This window comes from Nocardioides sp. HDW12B, assembly GCF_011299595.1.
GTDB lineage: Bacteria > Actinomycetota > Actinomycetes > Propionibacteriales > Nocardioidaceae > Marmoricola_A.
In genome coordinates this window covers 856240-881596 of sequence record NZ_CP049867.1, presented here as the reverse complement: position 1 = coordinate 881596, position 25357 = coordinate 856240, and the positions used below count along the sequence as shown (strand labels likewise).

23 protein-coding genes are annotated in these 25357 nt (G+C 65.8%); 8 read left to right on the top strand and 15 right to left on the bottom strand.

The window, feature by feature from the left end; all coding sequences use genetic code 11:
• Nucleotides 1–35: 35 nt before the first annotated feature.
• The 3 genes from G7072_RS04130 to G7072_RS19700 are packed head-to-tail and all read left to right on the top strand — an operon-like array spanning nucleotide 36 to nucleotide 4215.
• Nucleotides 36–2549, top strand: coding sequence for a hypothetical protein (locus G7072_RS04130; protein WP_166084370.1), 2514 nt, complete (start codon nucleotides 36–38; stop codon nucleotides 2547–2549).
• A gap of 5 nt (nucleotides 2550–2554) precedes the next feature.
• Nucleotides 2555–3001, top strand: coding sequence for a hypothetical protein (locus G7072_RS04125; RefSeq protein WP_166084368.1), 447 nt, complete (start codon nucleotides 2555–2557; stop codon nucleotides 2999–3001).
• Entirely contained in the window at nucleotides 2998–4215 is a 1218-nt protein-coding gene (locus G7072_RS19700) for a collagen-like protein (protein WP_206063276.1), read from the top strand. Before G7072_RS04125 ends, G7072_RS19700 begins: the two co-directional genes overlap by 4 nt.
• 6 nt (nucleotides 4216–4221) lie before the next feature.
• On the opposite strand, the gene G7072_RS04115 is transcribed toward G7072_RS19700, so the two are convergent.
• The 3 genes from G7072_RS04115 to G7072_RS04105 are packed head-to-tail and all read right to left on the bottom strand — an operon-like array spanning nucleotide 4222 to nucleotide 5449.
• The gene (locus tag G7072_RS04115) at nucleotides 4222–4641 is read right to left on the bottom strand and encodes a pilus assembly protein TadG-related protein (protein WP_166084367.1); all 420 of its coding nucleotides are present in this window, start codon (nucleotides 4639–4641) and stop codon (nucleotides 4222–4224) included.
• Nucleotides 4638–5102: a hypothetical protein gene (locus G7072_RS04110; RefSeq protein ID WP_240917145.1), complete on the bottom strand. Its 465-nt coding sequence runs from the start codon at nucleotides 5100–5102 to the stop codon at nucleotides 4638–4640. Before G7072_RS04110 ends, G7072_RS04115 begins: the two co-directional genes overlap by 4 nt.
• The gene (locus tag G7072_RS04105) at nucleotides 5099–5449 is read right to left on the bottom strand and encodes a TadE family protein (protein ID WP_240917144.1); all 351 of its coding nucleotides are present in this window, start codon (nucleotides 5447–5449) and stop codon (nucleotides 5099–5101) included. Before G7072_RS04105 ends, G7072_RS04110 begins: the two co-directional genes overlap by 4 nt.
• 511 nt (nucleotides 5450–5960) lie before the next feature.
• Here G7072_RS04105 and G7072_RS04100 point away from each other — a divergent pair.
• Nucleotides 5961–6791, top strand: coding sequence for a hypothetical protein (locus G7072_RS04100; RefSeq protein ID WP_166084365.1), 831 nt, complete (start codon nucleotides 5961–5963; stop codon nucleotides 6789–6791).
• 179 nt (nucleotides 6792–6970) lie between these two features.
• Here G7072_RS04100 and G7072_RS04095 read toward each other — a convergent pair whose 3' ends face one another.
• From G7072_RS04095 to G7072_RS04065, 6 genes are all read right to left on the bottom strand, one after another.
• Complete coding sequence (locus tag G7072_RS04095) at nucleotides 6971–9001, bottom strand: N-6 DNA methylase (protein WP_277343414.1); 2031 nt, start codon at nucleotides 8999–9001, stop codon at nucleotides 6971–6973.
• Nucleotides 9002–9073: 72 nt separating this feature from the next.
• Nucleotides 9074–12055 (bottom strand): DEAD/DEAH box helicase family protein, encoded by a 2982-nt coding sequence (locus tag G7072_RS04090; RefSeq protein ID WP_206063275.1) that lies wholly within the window; start codon nucleotides 12053–12055, stop codon nucleotides 9074–9076.
• Nucleotides 12052–12312, bottom strand: a complete 261-nt coding sequence (locus tag G7072_RS04080; RefSeq protein WP_206063274.1) for a hypothetical protein — start codon at nucleotides 12310–12312, stop codon at nucleotides 12052–12054. Before G7072_RS04080 ends, G7072_RS04090 begins: the two co-directional genes overlap by 4 nt.
• Before the next feature lie 148 nt (nucleotides 12313–12460).
• Nucleotides 12461–13354 (bottom strand): type II secretion system F family protein, encoded by an 894-nt coding sequence (locus G7072_RS04075; protein WP_166084363.1) that lies wholly within the window; start codon nucleotides 13352–13354, stop codon nucleotides 12461–12463.
• On the bottom strand, nucleotides 13351–14229 hold the full coding sequence (locus tag G7072_RS04070) for a type II secretion system F family protein (protein WP_166084362.1): 879 nt from the start codon (nucleotides 14227–14229) through the stop codon (nucleotides 13351–13353). The genes G7072_RS04075 and G7072_RS04070 overlap by 4 nt, the downstream gene beginning before the upstream one ends.
• A 1-nt stretch (nucleotide 14230) precedes the next feature.
• Nucleotides 14231–14731, bottom strand: a complete 501-nt coding sequence (locus G7072_RS04065) for an ATPase, T2SS/T4P/T4SS family (protein ID WP_166089651.1) — start codon at nucleotides 14729–14731, stop codon at nucleotides 14231–14233.
• 143 nt (nucleotides 14732–14874) lie between these two features.
• Here G7072_RS04065 and G7072_RS04060 point away from each other — a divergent pair, with 143 nt between their 5' ends.
• The gene (locus G7072_RS04060) at nucleotides 14875–16515 is read left to right on the top strand and encodes a DUF262 domain-containing protein (protein WP_166084361.1); all 1641 of its coding nucleotides are present in this window, start codon (nucleotides 14875–14877) and stop codon (nucleotides 16513–16515) included.
• Between the two features lie 12 nt (nucleotides 16516–16527).
• Nucleotides 16528–17556 carry a DUF3883 domain-containing protein gene (locus tag G7072_RS04055; RefSeq protein WP_166084359.1) on the top strand — a complete coding sequence of 343 codons (1029 nt, stop codon included), beginning with the start codon at nucleotides 16528–16530 and terminating at the stop codon, nucleotides 17554–17556.
• Nucleotides 17557–17605: 49 nt separating this feature from the next.
• On the opposite strand, the gene G7072_RS04050 is transcribed toward G7072_RS04055, so the two are convergent.
• From G7072_RS04050 to G7072_RS04035, 4 genes are all read right to left on the bottom strand, one after another.
• Nucleotides 17606–18025: a DUF4357 domain-containing protein gene (locus G7072_RS04050; RefSeq protein ID WP_166084358.1), complete on the bottom strand. Its 420-nt coding sequence runs from the start codon at nucleotides 18023–18025 to the stop codon at nucleotides 17606–17608.
• Nucleotides 18026–18110: 85 nt separating this feature from the next.
• The gene (locus G7072_RS04045; protein ID WP_240917143.1) at nucleotides 18111–18677 is read right to left on the bottom strand and encodes a recombinase family protein; all 567 of its coding nucleotides are present in this window, start codon (nucleotides 18675–18677) and stop codon (nucleotides 18111–18113) included.
• A 406-nt stretch (nucleotides 18678–19083) separates the two neighbouring features.
• On the bottom strand, nucleotides 19084–20643 hold the full coding sequence (locus tag G7072_RS04040) for a PIN domain-containing protein (protein WP_166084356.1): 1560 nt from the start codon (nucleotides 20641–20643) through the stop codon (nucleotides 19084–19086).
• Between the two features lie 965 nt (nucleotides 20644–21608).
• A complete protein-coding gene (locus G7072_RS04035; RefSeq protein ID WP_166084355.1) occupies nucleotides 21609–22082 on the bottom strand; it encodes a hypothetical protein in 474 nt (157 codons plus the stop codon).
• Nucleotides 22083–22515: 433 nt separating this feature from the next.
• Here G7072_RS04035 and G7072_RS04030 point away from each other — a divergent pair, with 433 nt between their 5' ends.
• Both G7072_RS04030 and G7072_RS04025 read left to right on the top strand, forming a co-directional pair.
• On the top strand, nucleotides 22516–23130 hold the full coding sequence (locus tag G7072_RS04030; RefSeq protein ID WP_166084354.1) for a hypothetical protein: 615 nt from the start codon (nucleotides 22516–22518) through the stop codon (nucleotides 23128–23130).
• A gap of 110 nt (nucleotides 23131–23240) precedes the next feature.
• Complete coding sequence (locus G7072_RS04025) at nucleotides 23241–23954, top strand: hypothetical protein (protein WP_166084353.1); 714 nt, start codon at nucleotides 23241–23243, stop codon at nucleotides 23952–23954.
• Between the two features lie 401 nt (nucleotides 23955–24355).
• Here G7072_RS04025 and G7072_RS04020 read toward each other — a convergent pair whose 3' ends face one another.
• Together G7072_RS04020 and G7072_RS04015 are read right to left on the bottom strand one after the other, a co-directional pair.
• Nucleotides 24356–24730, bottom strand: coding sequence for a hypothetical protein (locus G7072_RS04020; protein WP_166084352.1), 375 nt, complete (start codon nucleotides 24728–24730; stop codon nucleotides 24356–24358).
• A gap of 161 nt (nucleotides 24731–24891) precedes the next feature.
• A complete protein-coding gene (locus G7072_RS04015) occupies nucleotides 24892–25212 on the bottom strand; it encodes a hypothetical protein (protein WP_166084351.1) in 321 nt (106 codons plus the stop codon).
• Nucleotides 25213–25357: the final 145 nt, after the last annotated feature.

The window sequence follows — 25357 nt, the reverse complement described above, 5'->3', positions numbered from 1 at the left end:
TCTAGCGTCGATTGCTACGGACTTCGGGGGTGACCATGACGTCGACACACCAACACCGTCTCGGGGCCACGCTGCTGCTGGTCGCCGTGCTGCTCGTTGCGCTCCCGTCGCCGGCCTCGGCGACCACGTCGCCGGCCTGCGCGACGGCACAGCAGCTGACGGACGCCGGAGACCCGGCGGCCGCGCTCGCGAGCATCGCCGAGCTGCGCAAGGCCGACCCGGTCGCCGCCGGCACGACCCCGGTCTGTGCCGAGGAGTACGCCGCAGCCGTGGAGCGCCAGGCGCAGGACAAGCTCGACGCGACCACCACGCCGGCCCAGGACGCCGACGCGGGGTGGTCCGACCTCCGTGAGCAGTGGCTCGACCCGGGGCTGGTCCTCGCGGCCGTGGTCCTCGGTTGGCTGGCCCTCGTCCTGGTGCTCGCGCGCCTGCTGCTCGGCCTCGTCGGCCGGCACGTGAGCGACCCCGTCAGCACCACCCGGTGGTTGCGGCGCACCTGTCGCTACGTCGCCTGGGCCGCCCTGGTGGGCGGTGCCGTGTCCCTGGTCGGCCTGCCCGAGGCCGTCAGCATCGCGGCCGGCCCCGCGTGGTCCGGCGAGGGGACCGACCTGGGCACCGACCTCGGCCTGGTCGCGGTCCTGGTCGCCACCGTGCTGATCCTCGTCCTGGGCTGGCGTCGTGCCGCCGCCCGTGACGACGACGCGGCCTCGTCCGGTGCGGCGGTCGCCCTGGTGGCCGCGGTCGGGCTGGTCGCAGTCGCCGGGCTGGTGCTCTCGCTCGACGTCTCGCTGGAGGGGCCGCCGCTCACGCCGACGCTCGGGGTCGCCACCCTCCTGGGCGTCGCCGCCGCGGCACTGCTCGCCATCGACTGGGGCGCGAGCGCCCGGCTGACGATCACGACGACCGGGGACGGCGCGCCGTCGCCGGAGCACCTCCGGTCCCTGGTCGGCCGGCTCGCGCCGACGACGCCCGGCGGCATCGAGGTCCCGCTGGGGACCGACGCCGAGCTGCTCGAGGACGTCGGGATCGTCGAGACGTCGAGCACCCCCTGGATCGCCGCGCTCGGGCGGGCGCTGCGGCTGCTGCGGGCGCCGTCGCCGTGGCGGCTGGTCGTCACGGCGAAGGACGACAGCCTCGTCGTCGACCTGCTGCGCAACCACCGCCTCGTCGACACCCAGAGCGTCGACCGGCAGACCGCGCTCGGGTTCCTCCGGTACGACGTGCCCACGACAGCCGGGGCGGCCGGGGCCGCCGACCCGACGGAGGGTCTCGACCTCGGTGTCTTCCCGGCCGCCCTCGCCGTCACCCGCATTGCCCGCGCCCACGGCATCACGCAGGGCCTGGCGGGGGCGACGGTCGCCCGCAGCATCGCCCTGCACGCCCTGGCCGCCCAGGAGCCCCGGGGCAGCAGCATCGCCCAGGCGCTCTTCGCCGAGGCGGTCGATCTCGACCCGGCCAACCAGCTCGCCCTCGTCGGCTACTGGCACAGCCTCTACCGCGAGGCCGGATCGAGCGAGGAGCTCGGGCGCTACCTCGAGCTGCTCGGCAGCGCCCTGGCCTCGGACGTCGTACGCCGCGAGCCGGCGCTGCGGCTCCGCCTGCTGCACACCCGGGTCGCCGTGGGGATCAACCGGGCGTCGCTGCTGCGCCAAGAGCGGGACCAGGCCGCAGGTGCGGAACGCCGCTTCGCCAGCGAGGCGCTGGAGGCGCAGCTGCGCGGCCTGGCCCGGGACGCGAAGCGCCTGACGGCCGCGGTCGCGGACCCGGGCACCGGTGTCGACGACGAGTTCCGGTGCCGGCTGCAGCGCAGCTCCGAGATGCTGACCCGCTCCGTGCCGGCGTGCCCGGCCGTGGGGTGGAAGCCCGGCCCGGAGCGCCTGCGGCGGCCGGAGGAGTACGGCCCCGGGCTCAACTACGCGGCCGGCTGCTTCCTGGCCGAGTCGGCGGGCAAGGCCGCGATCGCCGTACGCCACCTGGCGTGCGCCGACGTCGACCCCACCCTGGCCCGCTGGCGCGAGGCCGACCCCCAGCTCGCCCGCTTGCGGACCGGCGAGGCGACCGGCGACCCGCTTGCTCCGCGGACCAACCCCTACCGGCAGGCGTTCGGCCGGCCGCTGCCGGAGGACATGCTGGAGCTGGCCCCCTTCGCGGAGTGCGCGACCGTGCTGCGCTCGGCGGGCCTCGTCACCATCGACCGGCTGAGCCGCACGTCGCTGGACCAGCTCGAGAGCATCGGCCTCCCCCCGGCCGCCGGGTCCTGGCTGCGGGCGCTGACCGTGGTCGCGCGGAGCGCCCGCGTGTACCCCGGGCTCAAGCCCTGGCACCTCGCGGTGACGAGCGAGCTGGCCGCCCTCGGCGAGATCACCGCCCCGCCGCTCGGGATCAGCCGCGACGAGCTGGTCCGTGAGCTCGAGGCGCGGCTGGCGGCCTACGTCTCCTCCCCCGCCCGCGGGGTCGTCGACGCGTGGCTGCGTGACCGCGAGTCGCAGACCTTCATCAGCCAGGGCAGCCCCGGCACCCCCACCCCGGCCTTCCCCGGCCGCTCCTGATGCGCGTGAACATCGAGCCCGGCGAGCGGGCCTCCTCGGTCCGGCTGGTGCTGCGCTACGAGGTCCCGCGTGACGACCGTGAGGCCGCGACGTCGCTGCTCGCCCTTGGAGAGTCCCTCGTCGCGGAGCCTCGGCAGTCACCGTCGGCCGCGGAGCTGTTCCAGCCGTTGCTCGCAGGTGAGGCCGTCGTCTACGAGCTGCACCTCACCTTTTCGTCCTACGCCGAGGTCGGGCAGTGGATCGACCGGCTCGACTCCGAGCAGCCGTCACGAAAGATGTGGGACCCCGGTACGCCGTTGTCCCGCCGGATCCGAGATCCCCACCCGGGCGTCCGGCTGCGCGGTGAGGACGGCTGGCCGGTGCACCGGGTCCACCGATGGGTGGCCCGGCCCGTCCAAGACGAGCGATCCGACGGGGCCGAGACGGCGGGATCGGATCCGCAGAACCCGTGAGCCTCACCCCGCGCCTCGACCGTCCCGAGCCGTGGTCCGTCTCGTGGGCCGGCTGGGGACGGGCGTGGCGGGTGGCCGTCGCGGTGCTGCCGATCTACCTCGCGCTCCGCATCCTCGTGCTCGCGCGCTTCGACCGCGAGGTCGCGCTCGAGATCGTCCGCCAGATGGGGGTCTCCGGCATCGCCGAGGCCGCCCTCAGCTCCCTCTTCGTCGAGGCGACGCTGCTCGTCCTGGTTGCGAGCGTCGTGGTCGGCTTCGTGAGCTGGACCCCCCACGTCTGGGGCCTCCTCGGACAGGGCGCAGGCCGTCGTTCTCTGATCGGCTTGCGATTCGGCGTGCCGCTCGTCGCCTTCGTCGCGCTGATGCTCAGTCCGTGGACCGTGACGGCGGTGGCTGCCGCTCTGCTGATTCTGCTATGGGCGTGGCGGCGGATGAACCCCAGTGACCAAGCACGGCTCTCCCGACGTGTGCCCATCGTCCTCGCAGCCCTGTCGCTCGTCACACTGACGGTGATCGCGGCGCCGCTCTTGAGTACCCCCTGGCTTCCTCACGAGCGCGTCGTCGCCGTAGACGGGACGGCGTACGACGGCTACGTCCTGGGGCAGGAGGGTGACTTCACGCCTGTCCTGCTGACCGACTCCAACAATCCCGACGACGACCCGGCCGTGGTCATGCTGCCTGCGGTCGGCGCTCGCGTCCTCTGCGACCGTCCGGACTCGTGGTACCGACTGGACGCTCCACCGCTCTTTAGGGTCGCCGGGTGGATCCTCGGCGAGAAGCTCCCCACGTGTCCTGACTCCGACGACCTCCGCGAGGACGCCACTATCGCCTGCCTCGCTCCGACCGGCCAGGTGACCTACCCGGACGCCCCGTCGTGCGGGGACGGTGACACCGAGGTGTCCGTAGTGCCCGCTCGAGGGGTCAAGGGACCACCCGGCGACAAGGGGCCGCGCGGGGACCCGGGGGCGACGGGTGAGATCGGACCTCGCGGGGACAAGGGTCCCGAGGGTGACCGGGGGCAGCGCGGGAAGCGAGGTCCTGAGGGCGACGAGGGGTCGCCTGGCGCCCCCGGGCCGCGTGGCGACAGCGGGCCGCAGGGCGACCGCGGCGAGCCGGGCCCTCGCGGACCCCGCGGGCCGCGAGGCGATCCCGGCTATCCGGCCCAGCCCTCGGCATGCACCGTCGCGCTGGGCGTCAGCCCGGCCGGCTGCTGAGCGCCCTCAGCCGACGACCGAGACGGCGCCGGCCTCGGAGGCGACGGTGGTGCGGCCGCTCCAGCCGGGCGGCACCAGGGGCAGGTCGAGCGGTGCGCTCACCTCGACGCGCACGGAGTCGGCGGTCGTCGTGACCCGGTAGCGCAGGCCGGCGGGCCGGCCGGAGCGGGCGAGGTACGCCGCGACCTCGGCGCGGGCCAGGGCCGGATCGATCGCCACCTGCTCGGGCACGCCCTCGAGGTAGATCCGCTCGGTCGCCACCCCGTCGGCCGCCGCCACCGCCGCACCGTCGGCCAGCGCCGACAGCTCCTGGCGCCGCAGGAACGCCGCCGAGGCGTCCACCACCACGGTCACCAGCAGCACCGCGATCAGGAAGAACCCGACCAGCAGCACGCTGACCGAGCCCCGCTCGTCGTCGCGTCTCACCGGTCCTCCCGGAAGGTGCCGTAGGGGAAGCTCTGGTCGGCCTCGACCCGGAACGACGGTGCCCCGCCACCCAACGCCTCAGGAGCCAGCGGCAGCCGCACCTGGTGCGACAGCCGGACCGCGACCACGCTGCCGGGTGCCAGGCAGTTGCCCGGGCTCGGCGAGCAGGACACCGCGAGCTGAACGGTGCCGGGGTCGAGGCCCTGGTCGCGCAGCGCCACCGCCGCCGCCTGCTGCGCCCGGGCCCGGCCAGACGCCTCGTCGGGCGCCAGCGCGTAGGCCCGGGCGGCGGCTCGGGCCGCAGCGCTCACCCCGAACGACGCGCGCTGCACGTCGAAGACGGCCACCAGGAGGTAGACCAGCGGCACCAGCAGGAGCAGGGCCAACCAGGTGACCTCGACCAGGGCGGTCCCCTCCTCGGCCTCCCGGGCGTTGCGCAGGCGCGTCACGAGCGTCCTCACGGCGCCACCTCTTCCACGGCGTGGCCGCTCACCCGCACCGGCCACGCCGGCCCGAAGAGCCCGAGCGCCGGCACCTCCCCGCGGACCTCGACCGTCACCGCGGGCGCGCCCTGCAGCGTCGTACGCCGGGCGGTGACGTCGCGCGCGAACCGGCCCGACACGGCGTCGGAGACAGCCTCACGGGCGCGGGCCGCGCCGTCTGACGGCTCACGGTCGAACCGGGCGCCGTACCGGGCACCCTCCGACGCCGCGGAGGTGAGGGTGTTGCGCACGTGGAGCACGAGGCCGACCTGGAGGATGCCGAGGAACAACGGGACCACGACCACCACGACGAGGACGAAGTCCACCGTCGCGGCGCCGCGCTCCCCGCCTCGGAGAAGGCTGCGGGCAGGACCGGGTGCGGGCACGCTCAGGCGACGGAGTTGAGCGCCTGGCGCAGCATCCGCTCGAGCTCCGGGCCGGCCACGGCCCAGAGCCCGGCGACCAGCCGGCGGTCATGACGGTCACCAGCACCCAGCCGGGGACGTCGCCGCGATCGTCGCGGCGCCCTCCACCTCGGCCGAGGGCGCTGACCGCGGCCAGCAGCCCGGCGAGGGCGAGCACCAGACGGCGGATCGGTTCGGACATGGAGTTCTCCTTCGTTGACAGGTCGGGGCGCCGGGCCACAGGGTCACCGGCGGGTCACGTCGTCAGGCGCAGCCCGACGACGCCGGGCCAGAACGCGAATCCGTAGCAGCCGCACCTTGCTGTGGGTGCCTTGACCCTCCACCGAAGCCCCACTGGCTCGTTGCGTGGCAAGCCCTGTTCCATTGCAACCGGCCACTCGGAATGGGCCGAGCGCCCGCGTACAGTCTCCGTGTGGACAAGACCACGAACGCATTTGACTTCGTAACGATAGCTATCGCGGCCTATGCGGCCATCGTGTCGACGCTACTCAGTGCGGTGGCAATATACCGCGATCGCTACCGCCTCAAGATCCGCGTCGAATGGATCGGTTATCCAACGCCTGGAATAACTATAAAGTGCGTGAACACTGGACGACGTCCCGTTGGCCTCGAGCGAATCATGTTCGTCCATGAGACTGGCTGGCTCTCCCGTTGGCGCCTGCGGGGGGATAAAGTACGCAATGGTGAAAGTTACGGCTTCCGGGGCGACGACTACCCAACGCCTCCAAGTCCCATTACAGACCTTCCAGTGCACTTAGAAATCGCGAAGGATGCGACCTTCCACTACTCACTTGACCCTCGAGTCGCGCAGGCGAAAGGACTGGTCGTATTTGATTCGTTCGGCAAAGTCATCGTGTATCGCTTCAAGTCGATAGATCGCTTCGGCAAGAGGCTGGTATTGAAGACGCAGGACGGACGGATATTTTCGCCTACAGAACTCCGCGATCTGGCGGAGTCGTTGGCGAACGACGACGAAATGGCCGGGGTCCGCGCGTGGTTGATAAAGGTTGCAGATCACGCCGCCGAAAAGGAAGTGCACGTGCGACTGAAAGGCACCCCTTCCCGCGAGGGCATGACGGTGGAGTCGTTCTATGCTGGCAGCGAGGAATCTGCGCCTCTCTTCGACGCGGAAAATCGGACCGCCACCCTGGGTCGAGGACCGTTCCCGACGGGCGTAACGGTGTTGTTTGTCGCCAGCGTTATCATTACAGCGCTGCTTGCTTGGCACCCGTGGTCGCGCTGAACCGCGCGCCCTTGCATTTGATTCAGTGACACGACACGACGGTTCTGGGCAGGACTGGAAGCGAACATGGCCCTGGCTGGCCTAGAAAAACGACCCTGAAACCGTGGCAATGTGTGAGCGGCTGTCCACCTCCGATGTCGCAGCGACCCTTGGGGGGTCATCCCCCCGGGTCGCACCCTTCAGCGCGCGCCTGAAAAGAGGCCGTTGAAGATTGATGGCGCAAGGGCATCCTGACGGGTGGTGGCCAGATCGCGCGGCGCTCGCAGTTGCTGGATCAACGCTAGTCGCCGCGTCGCTCGGGCTTGTTCAGGCTTGGGAGGCAACCAGAGACGGGTCTCAAGGAACTGTGTAGGCGTAGTGCGCTTGCGGCGCGCCATGCTTCCTCGGGTTACTCGATCGATCGCTTCCCAGCATGAGGGCGAGTGAGCGAGGCCAGCAAAGAAGGCCGCGTCGGTGAGGTCGGAATAGAACTCGAAGCGTGGAAACTCGCTCGACACGTAGTAGTCCGCGAATGGGTCGCTTACAACTGCGACAGCCCCCTCCCATGCACCGAGCTTGCTGATGACGACCGTGTCTTTCTCGAGCCGCCCAAGGGTCGTGTACGAAGTCTCTGAGCCGAGGAGCTCGCCGCGGTCGATAAGGCCGCGGCCATAGCTATAGACCCCGGCGATCTTGTAGGTGGCTGACGGGTCCACCGATACCGTCGACGACTTTACCCGCAGGAAGTCACCGAGTTTCACCTCAGTCCAACCCGCTGCCCTGCGGTCTTCCGCCGTGGCCGGCTCGACGGCGGCGGACGACTCCGCGCCGAGTTTCTCAAGGAGCGTCACGAGCTGTCGCTCCGCCGCAAGGGCCTCACCTATCAGGTCGAGTGGGGCGCGGTGGGCGAGGTCGTCAGGCGAGTGAGGGTTTCGGAAGTCCAGGTTGAAGTTGCTCTGTTCGATGTCGGGGACAGGGACCCGCCAAGCATGCGAATTCTCCGCGCGTTCCCTCCACCAGGCCTGGCATTCAGCAAATTCGTCGAAGTGCATCGGCTTCGTCTTCGTGTACTTCTTTCGCCCCTCGGGAGGCGTAATCTGGTAGAACCAGACTTCTTTGGTCGGGCTCCCCTTATCAAAGAAGAGCACGTTTGTGGGAATATCGGTGTAGGGCTCAAAGACGCCAGCCGGAAGCCGCAACACTGTGTGCAAGTTGCACTCTTCAAGAAGTTGCTGCTTTATCTTGGCTCCGACGCCGTCCCCAAAGAGAACACCGTTTGGCACGACAATTCCGCAACGTCCTCCATCCTTCAACCGACGGATCACTGCTTGGATGAAAAGCCACGCAGTCTCTGCCGTGCGCTTACCGGCCGGGAAGTTGGCTTGAATAGTCGCCTCCTCGGCACCGCCAAACGGAGGGTTCGTTAAGACGACATCCACGCGCTGGGCTTTGCCGATCTGCGTTATTGGCGTTGACAACGCATTTCCGCGTACGAGATTGGGTTGCCCGACACCGTGCAGGACGAGGTTCATCATGCCCAGCAGGAACGGGAGCTGCTTCTTTTCAATGCCACGCAGGTCCTGGTGCAATGCTTGTCCCTGGCGGGCAGTTTCCACGTCAATCGACATGTGCTCGAGGGCCTCTACCAAGAATCCCCCGGTGCCGCAGGCGGGGTCGAGAACAACCTCGCCCAACTTGGGATCGACCTGTTGCGTGATGAATCGAATCACGGGTCGGGGGGTATAGAACTCGCCCGAATCGCCGGCCGCGTCCCGTACCTCTCGCAGCATGGACTCGTACAGGTGCGCCATCGTGTGAATGTCGTCCGAAGACGCAAAATTGATCTCACTCACCTTGTTGACGACGTCTCGGAGTAGGTACCCCGAGACCATACGGTTGTTTGTCTCCTTGAAGACCGCAGCCAGGACGTCACGTGGATCGTGAGCACCCGCTCCGCTCAACCCACGCAGGTAGGGCAACAGCGACCCGTCAACGAATTTCAGTAGTGCGTCGCCAGTGGCTCCATTTGGGTCTGCCGCCCAGTCGCGCCAGCGATATGGCGCCTCGATTGATGGCCGGAAGGACTCGTCGACTATCTCGCGGTTCTCTTCAAGGGCGTCGAACGCCTTAAGGAACAGGAGCCACGCCAGTTGAGGTATGCGATCCAGGTCGCCGTTCAGACCAGCGTCCTTACGCATCGCATCGCGCGCAGCTTTGATCAGTCCCCCCAACTTCGCTTGAGGCGAAGTTGGCGATCCAGTCCGCTTCTTTCCCGTCAAGGGTTTCCGTACTCCTTCGTCCGATCAGGCGACGTACACAAGTTCACTCAGACGAGCCACGGCCGCCCGGAGGGCGGCTGGCGAGCCAAACCTTGAGGCGATCTCGGCAGGCGTCCCGAGCTTAGAAAGCGGTGGTACCTGCAGCACGTGCAGATCATCTAGCTCAGTAATCCCGTGCTGCGCGTACTTCTCGAGGAGAGCTGTTAGGACTTCCCGAGCGGCAGGCTGGTACTCCTCGAAGAACGCCACGCGGTCTCGGCGAACCCTCTGTGCACGGTCCAACCGACTGCGAAGTGGCTGGTTCCACGCTAAGTGGACCAAGACATCGAGCGGGTCCGCGTCGCGAAGGCCCGTTCGGTCGATCATCTCATCCGCGTCGATCCCATGAGCCATCAGGGCTTCGAGCACGTCCTTCCGACCGACGCGACTCATCCACAGCGAATGAAGTTCCGTGGGTTCGGGGAACAGTGCCCGCACCGTCTCGGCGACGAAGTCCCGGTACGCGACGAGGCGAAGCCGGTTGGTTTCCGAATCGAGCTGGTAAGTGGCCTCAGCGGTCACCCACACCTGCGCATCGTCAATGTAGAACTTCGAATGGGGCTCGCCCTCAAGGTCCTCTGGAGTGATCCCCGGGTCGCTGGGAATGGCAGCAGGACCAGCAGGTTCTGTCTCCGGTTCGGTCGTCTCGGACCCAGCGCTGTCGACTACATCGCCGTGCTCATCGACTTCCTCGCGGACCACCTTCTCGGGCGGGCCGTCAAACTCCGCGTCACTGAAGAGAGCGGTAGCGCCGGAGTAGTCAATGATCTCGAAGGACAGCTTGTCCTCGTCCGGGAATAGGCGGGTTCCTCGGCCAATGACCTGCTTGAAGAGAGCCATCGAACCGATGGTGCGGAAGATGACAATGTTCCGCACGGTCGGAACGTCCACGCCTGTAGAGAGCATTTCAGAGGTTGTCGCGATCACCGGAAACTCTCGCTCCGTATCCGCGAAGTCGCTCAGGTGGCCCTGGCCAACGACCCCCTCGTCGCTCACGATCCGAACCGTGTAGTTGGGATGCTCTTTGGTCAAGTCCCTGTTGGCGTTGTGAATCGCGCGACGCATCTGGTCCGCGTGCTCCTGATCCACGCAGAACACGATCGTCTTTGCCATGCGATCGGTACGGCGCAGATAGTCGGTTAGATGCTTCGCCGCCGCCTCGGTTCGTGACAACAGGGAAACCACGCGCTCAAAGTCCTTTGTCGAGTACAAGCCCGCGGGTACCTCCCTACCGTGGAGGTCCAGTTGCCCCTTGGTTGGTGTCCATCCCAGCGCGTCTGGACTAAGGACCACGCGACGGACTCGATAGGGCGCGAGGAAGCCATCCTCGATGCCTGAAGCGAGGGTGTATTCGAACAGTGGCTTGCCGCCGAAGTAGTCGTAGGTGTCAACCGTCTCGTCTCGCTTCGGGGTCGCGGTCATTCCGATCTGAGTTGCGCTGGCGAAGTACTCAAGGATTGCGCGCCAAGACGACTCAGCTCGGGCACTGCCACGGTGGCACTCGTCCACGATGATGAGGTCGAAGTAGTCCTTGGGGTAGCGCCGGAACATCGGATCGTCGCTCCGCGTCTCAGCAAGCTGCTGGTACAGGCCGAAGTAGATCTCGCGACCGAGTTTGGCTTCGCCCTGCAGCTTCCAGATGGGGGACCCTGCGCCGGAGCCGAACGCAGGCTTGAACTCTCGCTCAATCGGCTGGTCGATCAGGATGTTCCGGTCTGCTAGATAGAGGATTCGCGGATTCCGCCCCGGGCGCCACGCAACGTTCCACAGCTTCCATACGATCTGCATAGCGACGAAGGTTTTTCCCGTCCCGGTCGCCATCGTGAGCAGGAGCCGCTTGTCGCCCTTCAAAGTGGAAGCGACCGCGCGGTTCACCGCAGTGCGCTGGTAGTACCGGGGTTCCTTGACTGAGCCGTCAGGGTTCCGAAGATCCCTATTGAACGGAATCAGTAAGCCCTCGCCTGCGGCAGGGCTTTCATTGATCCCCCTCCATTCCCGGTACCGCGCCCATAGCGCGTCGGGCGATGGGAAGCCGACCATGTCCGCTCGCTCGATACCAGTGTTGCGGTCGTCCTCCACGATGCCGCGGCCATTCGTCGCGTAGGCGAACGGAACGTCCAGCAGTCCGGCGTAGCGCCGGGCCTGCTGCATGCCCTTGCCCGGTATCGCGTAGTAGCGCTTCGCTTCGACAACTGCGATGGGCAGCCCCGGTCGGTACTCGAGGACGTAATCCGCACGTAGCGGCATAGCTCGTCGGTGATTCTTGCCGACAGTGGTGATCCGACCGTCCGTGATTCGGTACTGCTCGACGATCTGACTCTCGTCCCAGCCCGCTTCCTTCAGCCGCGGTAAGACATAGTCGCGGCAAGTGTCCGCCTCGGTGGGACTGTGCTGCGTAGCGTGTGCTCCTCCCCCACCTGGTGGTCCAGACCCGCCCCCGTTCTCGAGGCGCGCTCGAAGGGCCGCTCGGACAACCTCGCTCACTGACGTCATCTCTGCCTCGGCCCGTGCCTCCACTGCCGACTGCAGTTCCGGCGACATCCGTACCGGGAACACGCGCGCTCGCCCCTTGCGTCGCGAGCCGCGACGCCTTTGAAGCGAGCCAAGGGGATACCCAGACTCTGCTTCCTCCACTAGAGCGAGGATCGCTGCCTCGCTGTCGGGCTGCCCGTGGAGATCGTGCACTTGTGGCGGGACCTCGGTCCGCAGGTAAGCGCTTAGCGCGTCACGCACGAGCTCACTCACTGACGTCTCCTCCGCCTCAGCGAGTGCCTTCACAGCCTCGTGCAGGTCTTCCGGCATCCGAACCGGGACCGGGGCCGCAGGAGCCGATCCCATGCGAGGACGGCCAGGACGGCGCACCATCTTGGTCACGTCGTATCCGCGCTCAGCCTCTTCAGCGAGCGCGTTGAGTTCGTTGTCCGTGAGAACGTGACCAGTTTCCGTGGTGAAGCTCCTCTCGTTCATCGCTTCCTTCCCGCCCCGGCGAGAAGCTGTAGGTATTGCGGCCGGCACTTCATCGCGTGCCAAATCCAGAGTTCGCCATTCAATTCACCGCCGACAAGTTCGAGCAGGTTCCCGGCCTCGTCGGGTCCGACGAACAACAACTTCGGCGGTTCTGTGTCGGGCTCGATTACCCGGTCAATCAGGAACAGGTCGTATGCATGAGAGATGTCCTCCCTAGAACAGCCGTGACGTAGAGCCGAGTCACGGATTCGAAGCACAGCGCAAGTGTAATACGAAACCCTCCTGAGGGCCGGGCCCTGTCGCCGATCCCTGCAAGGGACGAGCAATCCGTCGGGTTCAGCGTGGTCGGTCGGACCTCGCCAGGGTCCCGTCCGCCAACGCGTGCCAACCTCACAGCGTTTCTAGTTACTCCGTTTTCGGCCGGAACGCGAACATGACGGTGGTGGGGAGCACCAGGAAGACGACCGGCACCATCATGAAGACCTCGCGGCGGGCGCCGGACTCGATGAGCTCGCGCCGCTGGGCCTCGCGGACGTCGCCGGCCTGGGCGTGCATCACGTCGGCGAGCGGCGTACCCCGCTCGAGCGCCACGGCCAGTCCGTTGGCGAACCGGGCCACCGGGGCGAGCCCGGTGCGCCGCGACCAGTCGTCGAGGGCACGGGCCACCGGCGCTCCGGTGCGCACCTCGGCCAGGACGCGGGTCAGCTCGCCGGCCAGCGCACCCCGGCTGCGGCCGACCACGCGCTCGAGCGCGGCCACCGGTCCCTCCCCGGCCGCGACCGCCAGGGCCATCAGCTCGGCCACGGCAGGGAGCTCGGTGAGCACCGCCCGCTCGTGGCGGCGGACCTGGGCGGTGAGCCGGTTCTCGCGCAGCAGCACCCCGGTCACGAAGGCGACCGCGCACAGCACGGCGAGCGGCACCGCCCGACCGGGCGCGCGCGACGCGACCAGCAGGGCGCCGACAGTGGTGACCGCGAAGGCCGTGAGCCCCCACACCACCTGCTGCACGCGGAAGTCGGCCAGGCTCAGGTCGAGGTCGGCACGCTGCAGACGACGCGTGATGGACGCCGAACCGCCCGCCACCGACTCCAGCCGACGGGCGGCTCCCCGCATCACCGGGCCCAGCAGCTCGTCGACCACCCCGCGCCGGGGCAGGTCGGGACGCAGTCCGGTGTGCGGCAGGTCGGGCAGGTGGCGCAGCACGCGCGCCTCGAAGTCCGGGCGACGCATCGCGGCGACCCGGTCGACCACGAGCCAGAGCCCGAGTCCGGCGAGCAGGCCGAGCACGACGCCGGTCATGCCGCTCCCTCCCCGAGGACCCGCCGCTCGGTGGGCAGCCGGCCGATGCGCAGCATGACGCGATAGGCCAGCAGGCACAGCCCCGCGCCGGTCACGAGCACGACGACGCCCGCCGTGGACGAGTAGCGCGCGATCACCTCCGGCTGGAAGCACATGAGCAGCAGCACCAGCCACGGCGACGCCACGGCCAGACGAGCGCCGTTGACGGCCCAGCTCTGGCGCGCCTCGAGCTCGGAGCGGGTGCGCGCGTCGTCGCGCAGGTGGCTCGACAGGCCGCGCAGCAGGCGTCCGAGGTCGCCACCGCCGACCTCGCGCGCCACCCGCAGCCCCTCGACGACCCGGTCGCCCACGGGATCGGCGAGGTGCTCCTTGAGCCGGTCGAGGCACTCCTCGAAGCGTCCGGACAGCTGGTACTCCCGCGCGAACCGCGCGAACGCCGGGCGCAGGGACTCCGGCCCCCGCTCGGACAGACCGCTGACGGCCTCCGCCAGGGACAGGCCGGCGCGCACGCCGCTGGCGAGGTGGTCCACCGCCTCCGGCCAGACCTCGGCCAGCTCGCGCTGGCGGCGACGCGCCCGACCGGCGACCAGGGCGAACGGCCCGTACGCCGCCAGCAGCCCGAAGGTGGCGGCCACCGGGACCGTGCGCGAGACGACGTACACGGTGAGGAGGGCGAGGACGCCGACGGCGACCGCGGAGGCGACCAGCATCGCCGGCGTGACCGAGGGCATGCCGGCACGCGCCAGCTGGTCGGCCATCCGCCGCCGCGACGTGCGGCCGCCCCGCTGCCCGCGCGGGTCGCCCGGGGGCAGCACGAACGCCGACCAGACCAGCAGCAGGCCCAGCCCCAGCAGGAGACCGACGACGACGCCCACGTCAGTCCTGCCCCCGCAGCAGCGCCGGGAGGTCGACACCGATCCGCTCGAAGCGCTCCGCTCGCGGTGGCAGCCCGGGACCGCGCACGAGGTCGTCCCCGCGGCGCGCGAACACGGTCTCGGTCTCGATGGTCCCGGCCTCGATGCGTCCCGGTACGGCGACGATCTCCTGGACCCGCCGGACCCCGTCGAGGCCGAGGTCGAGGTGCACCACGAGGTCGACCGACGAAGCGACGGTCGGCACGACGAAGCGTGCGGAGATGTTCTCCCCCGCCAGCAGCGGCAGCGTGCACAGCTTGACCAAGGCCTCGCGTGCGCTGTTCGCGTGCAGCGATGCCATGCCCGGGAGTCCTGCGTTCAGCGCCAGCAGGAGGTCGAGCGCCTCCTCGGCGCGCACCTCCCCCACGATGATGCGCGAGGGCCGCATGCGAAGCGTCTCCTTCACGAGGTGCCGCAGGGTGACCTGGCCGGTGCCCTCGAGCCCCTGCTGGCGGGTCTGCATCGCCACGCGGTCGGGGTGCACGAAGTGAGCTCGAGTAAGTCTCGAGGCCTGAATGGTAGAAACCACGGCGGGCTGCGCGTGTCAACCACGAGGCATACGCCACCCGCGACATATAGCGTCACACTCAATCAGAGGGGGTTCGAGTGGCCGAGACCACTGAGTTCAATCATGACCAGCTTGGGCGTGTGCTCACCGAGCATCTCGTCGCCGTGCCGCGGTTCCAAAGGAGCTACGCGTGGGACGCGACCAACGTCGAGGAGTACCTCAACGACCTGCACGCAGCTCGAACTCAAAAGAGGCCGTACTTCATGGGCACTCTCGTGTTTGCTCAGCCAGGTCACGGCAGCGACCGTCGACAGATCGTCGATGGTCAACAACGACTCGCTACGACAGCCATCTTCTTCATCGCAGTTCGAGACATGCTTCTTCAGTACGGGAAGGGCGAGACGTCCAAGCAGACTGAGCAGCGCTACCTGCGACGCTACGTGTTGTCGGAGGAGAGTGACGTGGTCACCCTGACGCTCAGCCCAAGGGACCAGGATTCGTATGACGCCTTGTTGGAGGCGAGATCCACAGACCTGGACCAAAAAGACAAACTCAGAATCTGTTATGAAACCTGCAAGGAGTACCTACGGGCCATCGCACCGACTGGCAAGCAGTATCGCCAACTGATCGAGGTCGCGGACCATTTGGAAAAATCGGTCCAGGTCCTGGTTGCCGTGGCAACAGACCTTCCCGAGGCCTACGTCATCTTCGAAACGCTGAACGACCGCGGGGCAGACCTGACTACCGCCGACCTCTTGAAGAACTACCTCTTTAGCCAGGCCAAGGGCACCGACTTTGCCTACGTAGAGAACGCGTGGACCATTCTCGAGGAGCGCCTCGGCAAGCCCGAGGAGCTTGTCAAGTTCGTGCGCTACGACTACGTCTCTAGGCGAGGTCCGGTCACCACTCGGAAATTGTATCGAGCGATCCAGCAGTGGCTCACCGAGAGCAAGATCGGGGTGAAGCGGTACCTCCAGGAACTCAAAGAGTCTGCCGCGGTTTACCTCGCACTAAGGGACAGTGACGACACGTTCTGGAACTCGATCAACGTCGACGTCAAGGATGCAATCCTGGCCTATCGGCGGTTCGGTTTCGAGAGCAGCATGCCCGTTCTAATCGCAGCCTTCCGAACCTGGGATAAGCCCAAAGGCGCAAGGCTATTTGTGAAGCTGGCAAAGTGGTCCGTCAGAGCACAGTTCGTGGGCCGGATTGGGGCTCAACTGTCGGAAGATGCTTTCGGCACAGCAAGCGCGGCAATCACCGCGGGAACCGCGGTCAATCAACCGGATGTTCGTCGCCTGATCAAGAAGCTCATACCGACCGATGGCGAGTTTCGCGCTGCGTTCATCGCCACTGCCGACCCACCAACGGCCAGAGCCAAGTACCTGTTGGCGATGCTGGATCGGGCGCAAGATGAGAAGGACGGACTCCCGCCTCGCGCACTCGACTGGTCGAGTGTTGGGGTCACTATCGAGCATGTCATGCCAAAGTCGGCGCACGGCGGGGACGACGCAAGGAAGGCCCTGATCGGACAGATCGGCAATCTGGCTCTACTCGAGAAGCGGATCAACAAGGACATGGGAAGCAAGAGCTTTGCCGCGAAACGCCATCTGTACAGCGGCTCAGACTTCCACTTAACGCAGTCGCTCGCAGAACTGGAGTCGTGGGACGAGGCCGAGATAACCGCTCGGACCGCGGCATATGCCGACCTGGCTTGCAGCGCATGGCCAGCAACGTAGAAGGATGGGGCCATGCAGATTCGAGATTGGTGGTCGGGCCACACCAGCGAGCGGTACTGGATGGAGATCACCGATAGGCATGACGTGGGCGCCGACCTGTTTGCGCCCACCTTAGACGGTGGCGGGCGCCCCTATTGGGGATATGAGCTCATCACGCACGTGCGTCCTGGCGACGTGGTTTTGCACTGGCACAAAACGATGTACGGCGAGGGTGCCGTGGTCGGCTGGTCTCGGGCGACCGGGGCTTATGAGGACACGGATATTTCCTGGCAGGCGCGAGGGACCGTCGGGCGCGCGAGCGGCAACCTACACTCGAGGCCGGCCTGGAGGATGCCGCTTGAGGGTTTCGTTTTCCTCGCCCGCCCTGTAATGGACTCGGATGTCCGCAAGGTCGAGACACAGTTGCGTGTGGCTAAAGCACATCTAGAAGCGTCTCACGGAAACGTCTCCTACTTCCCGTTCGCTTTCAGCGACAAACGGCCGATCCGCGCTTCGCAGACGTACTTCGTGAAGATGCCAGCGAGCCTGCTTTCGATCCTCGGGCTGGACGATTTGGTTGGCACTCCGTCACTACCCGCCGCCAAGCCCAGCCCGGGTCGGAGCCCGAAAGCGGGGAAGAGCGGCTACATCGCGGACTCAGTTGTGCGTTCGGCAATCGAATGGCGAGCCGTAGCTGTCGCGACCCGCTGGTATGAAGGGCAGGGCTACGCATGCGAATACACGGGGGCCAACAAGCCATACGACATCGTCGCTACGCAGGGCAGCGACGTTCGGCGGGTTGAAGTTAAGGGCTCATCGGGTAAGGCGGAGACGGTGGAGCTCACAGCGGGCGAGGTGAAGAACGCGGGAGCATTCGACGCCACCGACCTCTTTGTTGTCGATGGAATCACCTACGCGCGCCTCGAGAACGGTTCCGTTGAAGCGTCCGGCGGCTTCTCTCGCCGATACGCGGATTGGGCACCAACGGAGACGGCGCTAGAGGTCACCCGGTATCGGTACATGCTGCCGCCCCTCAGCGACGATCTGGGAGAGCTGGACTAAGCAACATTGCGAAGTTCAGCCCGCCGCACCCCACCACTCCCGCTGGCGCTCAGGATTGCGCCGCTTCCCGATCACTCCACAGCTCATCCAGTGTCTTGCCGCTCTTGGTGTGCCTCCACACCTTCCAGCCATTGACCTCGTATCCAGCCGCTTCGCGCGCTGCCGAGGAGGGAGAGTCGTGCTCACCGTTCGCTGCACCCATGAGGGTGAGTCCGCCGTCGCTACGCACGACCGCGGTGTAGGTCTTGTTCTGCTGGCGACGGTGCCAGAGCAGCTCGTCATTGGCCGAGAGCAGACCCGCTTCCACGAGGCTCCACAAGCGACCTCGCAGCTGTGTCGCAGGAACTGAGTTGGCCGTCGTTCCTGCCTTCTCGACGTCCAGTCCAAGCTTGCGACGCAGCACCATGTTGGGCGTGTCTACGAATGGCGTGGCTGCGGACTGAAGCACTGCAAAGACCTCGTCGTCCACTCGAATCGTTGGTGCCATCATCGGATTCCTCTTCCTTCTGGCTCACCCATCGTGAGCTGACTGTCTCAGTGTGACAGACAGACAGTTACTCGACAAGACCTTTCTCGATGACGCGGTACACAGTGGCGCGGCTACACCCCAGAGTCCTAGCGATGACGGCGTAGGGCTCCCCCGACCGCCGCATGCGCCCCGCGAGCTCGGCCTGCTCCATCGTCAAGACCGGCGGCCTCCCCACCTGCCTGCCTCGGAGACGCGCAGCTTCGCGAGCTGCTGCCGCTCTTTCGCGGATCAGCTCCCGTTCCAGCTCGGCCAGCGCTGCGAACATCGCCGCCACGACCTTGCCTGTTGGTGTGCTGAGGTCGAGGTTCTCTCTCAAGCTACGAACGACCACACCGCGGTCGTGGAGCTCGGTCAATGTCCCAACGACCTGCAGAACCGAACGACCAAGGCGATCAAGCGCAACCACGACAAGGGTGTCACCGGGCCGCAGTCGGTCGAGGCACTCCAAAAGGCCCGGCCTATCAGCTCGGACTCCAGAAATCTTGTCGGTGAAGACCCGCTCGCAGCCAGCATTGCGCAGCGCATCGAGCTGACCGTCGAGGAGCTGCTGCCCCGTCGAGACACGCGCGTATCCGAACGTTGCGGCGGTCACGGGGCGGCCTCGATGACGAGAAGGGGTTGCGTCGGATGGAGGTCGAGTGCCCCAGCACCCTCTAGCTCCAGAATGACGCGGCTGCCGCAGCGTCGCCGTCTCGCAACTGGAACCGCCTGCGGTTCGTCGGACCAGGACACTGCAGCGAGCACGAGCGCGGGCACAGCGAGGTTGGCAGCGATGACTACTTGAGCCGATCCGGTGATGTTCTGTGTCATAAACAGTAGAGAACCCAGCCATTGCTGGGTGTCTACTTTGTCGAGATTGTTCTCCCAATGTGGACGGTCTTGGCGTTTGCATTGTGAACAGCCATTTGGACGTCATGGTTGCGGTCGCACCACGTCGACCCGTCATTGCAGTCGGTTACGAGACTCCTGTCCAGAAGCAAGCTTTAGGACAGCCCGTCCTAGTTCTCGGGGTCATCCTTGGATTCATCTGGCCGCTCGGTCGGCTCGGTCGGCTCGGTCGGCTCGGTCGGCTCGGTCAGCTCGGTCGGCTCGGTCGGCTCGGTCGGCTCGGTCGGCTCGGTCGGCTCGGTCGGCTCGGTCGGCTCGGTCGGCTCGGTCGGCTCGGCGTTATCAAGTCCCTCCGACGGCGTTTCCTGCTCATAGGAGCCCCGACCGGTGCCTAGATTCTTGAATGCGTCGCCCAATGGGTTGATATTCAGGTTCTTGTACACGTCGGCGAGTGGGTTGATATTGAAGTTCTTGTACACGTCAGCGAGTGGGTTGATATTGAAGTTCTTGTACACATCAGCGAGTGGGTTGATATTGAAGTTCTTGTACACATCAGCGAGTGGGTTGATGTTCAAGTTCTTGTACACATCAGCAAGTGGGTTGACGCCAATGGTCTTGTACAGACTTGCGAGGGAGGAAATCTCTGGCCGCGTCGCGGACTCCCAGGCGATCCGACCTGGGTCGTCGGCCCTTGCTGAGACACCCGTGACCTCGCCGTCGATGGGCCGGTCGAATCTTCCCAATCTGACGATTCCCGTGATCACCAGGGGCTTGGCGACAACGAACAGTGCTCCGCCGTCAGGGAGGGGTAGCGTCGCTTCGAAGGAGTCAGGTTCCAGGCCGCTAGGCAGCGAAAATACGACGTGGGTGTCCGCCTCAAAACTGAACTCGGCCACCGCTTCGTTTGCGGTGAGTCCACCTCGCACCTTGTAAAGGAACTTCTGCATGCTTCCCAAGTCCTGCAGGAAGCCGCCGCGTGCTCCGCGAGGTAAGCCACAGTTACGGGCGTCCAGGTGTCGGTTAGGCAGGGCCGTTGCCAATGACGCCACGAACGACCGAACCGTCTCGTCCTTTAGTTCTGCCCGAAGCTCGCGCAGGGCACCATCCACCCCTGCCTTATCCGCTAGCTCCAGCGCGACGTCGGAAAGGACACGACTTGTGCGGACCCTAGAATCTGCTCCGATACGGCGAAGGTCCTCCAGGAGGTCTTCGTGGAGTCCCAACCCACTGTCGTCTAGGTAGTCAGGATCATCGGTGACAAAGACTATGTCCTTCTCGGGATTTGCCTGAGCCATCTCAAGTACAGAGAGCCAGATCAAAGTATCGCGGTAACCATCGCCCTTGTGATCACAAGGGCGCCGACGCGCCACAGATCGCCCAACAACGTCCATATGTGTCACAGCTGGCGGTTCGATTATCCCCACACTCGCCGCGGTTAGTGAGGCGAGAAGGTGCTCGCGATAAGCCTCACTACGTCTCTTGAGTTGTGCAGCGAGTGCAGCGACATCTTCTGCAGCTCCCAGGGCACCCACGGATCGTCGAAGTTTCTCGAGCTTGGCGAGCTCGGTCTCGATCCGTCGCTCGTACCCAGCCACCGACTCAGCGACGACCACTTCACTTGTTGAGAGATCGAGACTCCAGCTTTCTGGCGCATGTGCCAGGACTTGCCAAAGCGCACCAGCGCACATGGGGTCTTGCATCAGCGCGTTCGAGTCGAGAAAGACGATCACATATCAATAACTACCATCCCGCACGGAACCCTCGCCCAAGCCCCTCCCTGGACGGGCAGCCCGCCCCACCGTCACGGTTAGCGCAACCTCACCTCGCCAAGAGGTGCGGCACGGCTGCCTGTCCAGCCAGGACCTTCGGCTACTTGGTCGTGCGCTACGGGGCTTCGGTTTGGGCGAGGACCTGTGTGAAGACGTGCAAGGGCATGGTCACGTACGCCTCGGATGCCGGGTGAGCTCGACGCAGCTGGATGCTGGCAAAAAGTGACGACCCAGCCCGCTCCGCCTCCCCCTTCACCTCGTTCATGGCTCCGCTCAGGTCTATCGACTGGCCACTCCTGACCGCCAGCGTCCAAGGGCAGAGTCCGATGATGTCGCCGGTATCACGTGCGTCACGGAGCTCGGCAGAGAGCACTCGTGTCTCCGTTCGCGCCCTGGCTTTGGTGAAGCCAGCAGCACGGAGGTAGTTCACGACATCGCCACGGAAGCGGTAGGAGCGTCCCTTGTTATTCATCGGGGTCCGTACGACACGCTGCGGCTGCTGGGCGCGGGGAGGCCGAAGCGCTTGCCCACTTCCGCCACGGCGTGAGCCCTGTCGCGGGGGTCCGCCTTCGATCGTGCTGCTTCTAGGGCCTCCGCCCGCTCGCTTTCGAACTGGAGCGAACCCGGATCACAGGTCACGAGCCTTTCGGGCGGCTGACCAGGGGCGATCACCTGCCGCCCCCATCGACGCTCCTGTCCGAGCGGGTCGTGGAGAAGGTCTAACCAGCACTTGCCAGTGCGCGTGCGATTGGCGTCGAGGAGCTCCTCGGTGATGGCCAGGGTGTCACCGCGTCGCGAGACAACGCCCCCTGACAGCTTCGTCGTTACGCAGTAGGTAATGCCCGACACTAGGAAATGGAGGACCTCACCTACTGCGGCGTGCTGGCTCTGGTCCATTGACGCAGGCTTGATTTCGCTACTCTGACTCATTCGGTGCTCCTGTCTTGTGACGCATTGTTTGGTTCTGCCACATGTGTGGCGCATACCTGCACCAAGGCTCTGGCGGCCTCGGTGAGGCCGAGGCGGTGCAGCTCTCTCACGAGTGCCATGCACGCGTCAGGGTGGTGCGGCAACACCGTGCGCAGCGCCCGCGCCAGCTGGCGAGCCTCATCCAGCACGTCAAGGACTTCTTCAGAGTCGATGCCCAGGCGGTTTAGCAGCACAGCAAGCGTGTCCCGCTCGTGTGCTCCTGCCTGGAGGAGGAGGCGGCCATCGCCGACAGCCACCGCGTGCTGCCGCACCGTCGCGGAGTCGTTGAGCAGCGCCACCAGGCGAGCGCCGAAGTCGCTTACATCGAGAGGGGCGTCTGCCTGTCGCAAGCTCTTGCGAAGCTCCGGACGCATGTGATGGCGGATGTGGCGGTAGGCCGCGCTCTCCGAATAGCCAGCGGCAGCCGACACCAGCCGAATGGGCTCGCCATCAAGGACCCGCCGCTCAAGGTCCGCCCTCCGCTGCGACGCACACCAACCGCATTGCCTGGCCACTATGGGCTGCTCATCAGTCGACTCATGTACAACTCTTCGGACCGCGGGCTATTCAACTGCTCATAGGACCCTGAGGCGCGCTGGTCGAGCGAACCGTCCGGGAGCGAGGCTGACGACCGTTGGCCAGATCTGGTGCACGATGAGATTCGAGACCCATTCCTGGGGCCTCCCCGCCAGCGGCCAGACCGGCCAGGAGCCACCAAGCCCCAGTCACCAGATCGCCGATGAGCGGGCGTGTGTACTTCCGCGTCTGTCGACCCTGAGCGCAACCTGAACAAACTCCCGCTGCGACTCCCGGCAGAGGAGGGAGTTGCGTATCCCTGTCGGTGCTCGGAGCTACCGTCTCTTCATGGGGAAGCGTCAGCGCTATAGATTCTGTCTTCGGATCGTCGAGGGCGCCAATGCCGGTCTCGGTGCTGGCTCCTGGCGCTTGTGGGTCCACAAGAACGACGTCTATGTCGCAGCCGCCGAACAAGCTGACACCATCAAGGCGTCATTGCATGAAAGCGGAAGGTGGCGTGTCGCCTATACCTCTGAGCACATGGCGCAGGACAAGCCGCTCTGGCGTTCGGCGGATCGGGCTGCTTGGAAGTTCGACGCGCCCCCCGTTGTCGACGGGGTTCAGAGCGCTTTTGTCATAGCCACAGTCCGGGCGGCGCTCACTCCATGCCAGGTCGACGCGCGCGAGACGGTCGTTGCGCTTGACGATCGATGGGACCGTTTGACAGGCGTCGAGGTCGTCATCACTGAACCCCACATCGCGTTCGACTCAGACAGGTTGGTTTTCCCCACACCTCTCCCCCTCACTAACGGGCGGCTCGTCTGGCTCACCACTTTCCACCAAACGATCCGTGCTACGACCCCGGAGCCGGCCCCTGCCGGGCAGATGGTGCGAGTGCTCACGCCGTCGCGAGATGCGGTTAGCTGCCCCGGGTACCTAATCGTCGGGGTGAATGTCGCTTGACTGACGCGTTTGACCCTGACCTCCAAGCCCACGAGACACGCGCTCTCGACCGTGCCCACCTCGCCGCTGCGCGGCAATGCCTGCGCCTGTGGCACGAGGAGCGTGGCCGCGTGGAGGTCCCGACGGCGCTCGACACGAAGTTCCGCGTCGCCTATCCCATGGTGGCCAACGCCCTCAATCACGTGTCCCAGGCGCTCGACGTCATCGAGCAGCTCCCGCTCGTCGCAACGGCCTCTGCTCGCATCGCCCTCGAGCATGCCCTGAGCTCCCAGTGGATCCTATTGACCGAGGATGGCGAAAGGGTCCTGTCGAACCACATGAAGCACTCGTGGATGACACGAGCGAGGACCTTCGCGGACGCGACTGGGACGCACGACGATCTACGACCCATCCTCGATGTTGAGCCGATCCCAGGTCACGAAAGAAGCTTCTCCAGCCAGAAGCTTTTCGACAGATTCGATGACAGCGGTCTCTTTTACGACCTTTACCGCGAGCTCTCGCAGGCGGTCCATCCGTCGTACGGCACCCTCGCGGCCCACTTTCAGATCGTCCAACAACACGATGACGACCGAGAAACGCTCACGTCGCTTTCTCCGACAGGGGCGGCGCGGAGAATCGACGCGACGGCGACAGGACTCGCGGTGGCTGCGGTGCTCGCAGTGGACGCCTTCGAGCGGTTCCGTGAAGACTCGCCCCGCTTGAAGGAGCTCGAAGAAATCGCCACCTCTGCTGGGCTCCCGCACGACCTACAGTTCAGTGATCAGCGACCCGAACTACAGCCAATCGACCCGCATCAGGGACGCCTGGAGGATAGAGCTCGGTGATCCGCCTCGCCGTCGCTGTCGGCGGGCGATGAGCAGCGTAGGCGCGTCTCGTCCGCTTTCAGACTTCAGTACGTGCCCGGTGCGGTCCCGCACACGGCTCGGGCAGCACCGTGTGCTCTGCGTCATCTCAGAGGAGAATCAGCAATGTCGCCAGTGCAATCAACTGCCTCGCGACCTTCGGAGTGATTTTGATATGAATCTCTATCTCATCCGACCTCCTTTCCTTAGCGTCCCCACATCCTTCGTGAGGCTCATGCCTCCTCCAGCAGTGGTTTCGCGTCAGGTTGAAGGCGAATCCGCAGATCGAACGGTACGCGAACTCCGTGCTCGCCACACAGGTCGGAGCCCCGGCAGAGAGTTCGCGTGGTCGTTCGGATGCTCAGGCGCCGGACTTCGGTCCGCTACGTCACGTCGAGATTGCCGTTTGCGAAGCCCAAGTCAGGGTCGCGAACCTGGATCTCGGCACCATCCGAGACAACACCGAGCTCGACCGTTACCCACACGAGGAAGGCCTCGAACGACAGAACCCACGGCGAGGCAATGGGGGTGTCCAAGGCGCAGGCCAGCGCCCAAGCCCGCCTGGCCGGCCTGAAGTTTGCGTGCTCACGGAGCGGCATCCTCACCGGGTCGAGGTGCGACGAGTTGAGTCGGTACGAGCTCCAGCCCAGATCATCGGGATCGATGGCATCGAAAGCACGTATGTAGCGCGCGGCGGCGCCATTCAAGGGGATCACTGCGCCATGAGCGAAATGACGCGGGTTGCCCTCATCGCTCATGGCAATCCCCCTGCTTCGTTGAGGCGATTACACGCTGTCACTTCATTCATGCTGCTATTACGCCCGAAGGGCACTCCCGACAAGCCATGGGTCAGGGGCAAGACTTGAGGGCCACCTTTGGTCAGGCCTCCACCTTTGGGCAATTACGTAGACCCTTCAGCTCACTTCAGCTGCCAGCGCACGCAGCCCGGCTTGAAGATCAGGAGCTTGCTCGGCTCCCCGTTGGGGTCGAGGAGGTATCCGAGGTCCACCACGGCAACGAGCCTCCACTCGGGGCCAGAACGCGGGCCGATCTCGCACAGCACTCCACGGGTGAACACCGCGAGGTCGTGCCAGCACGGGTCGACGAGCGTGTAGGGCGAGCGGAGCACGCTCTTGCAAACGTAATAGGTGGACTTGGTCTCGCCGCTCGCCAGCCCATGCTTCGTCGCGTTGCGCCGCATGGTCTCGCGGGCCGTGTCACGCTGCCTCTGAGTAGTCATATTGCTACTACGCCCGAACAACGATCCTGTACGTGGCGATGCACAGCAGCTCGCGGAGACTCCCTCTCTCACGCACTATGCAAACCGGTGGCGACGACTGACTTGTCATCGACCGAAGGGCCCCCCAACCCCTCTCGCGCGGCAA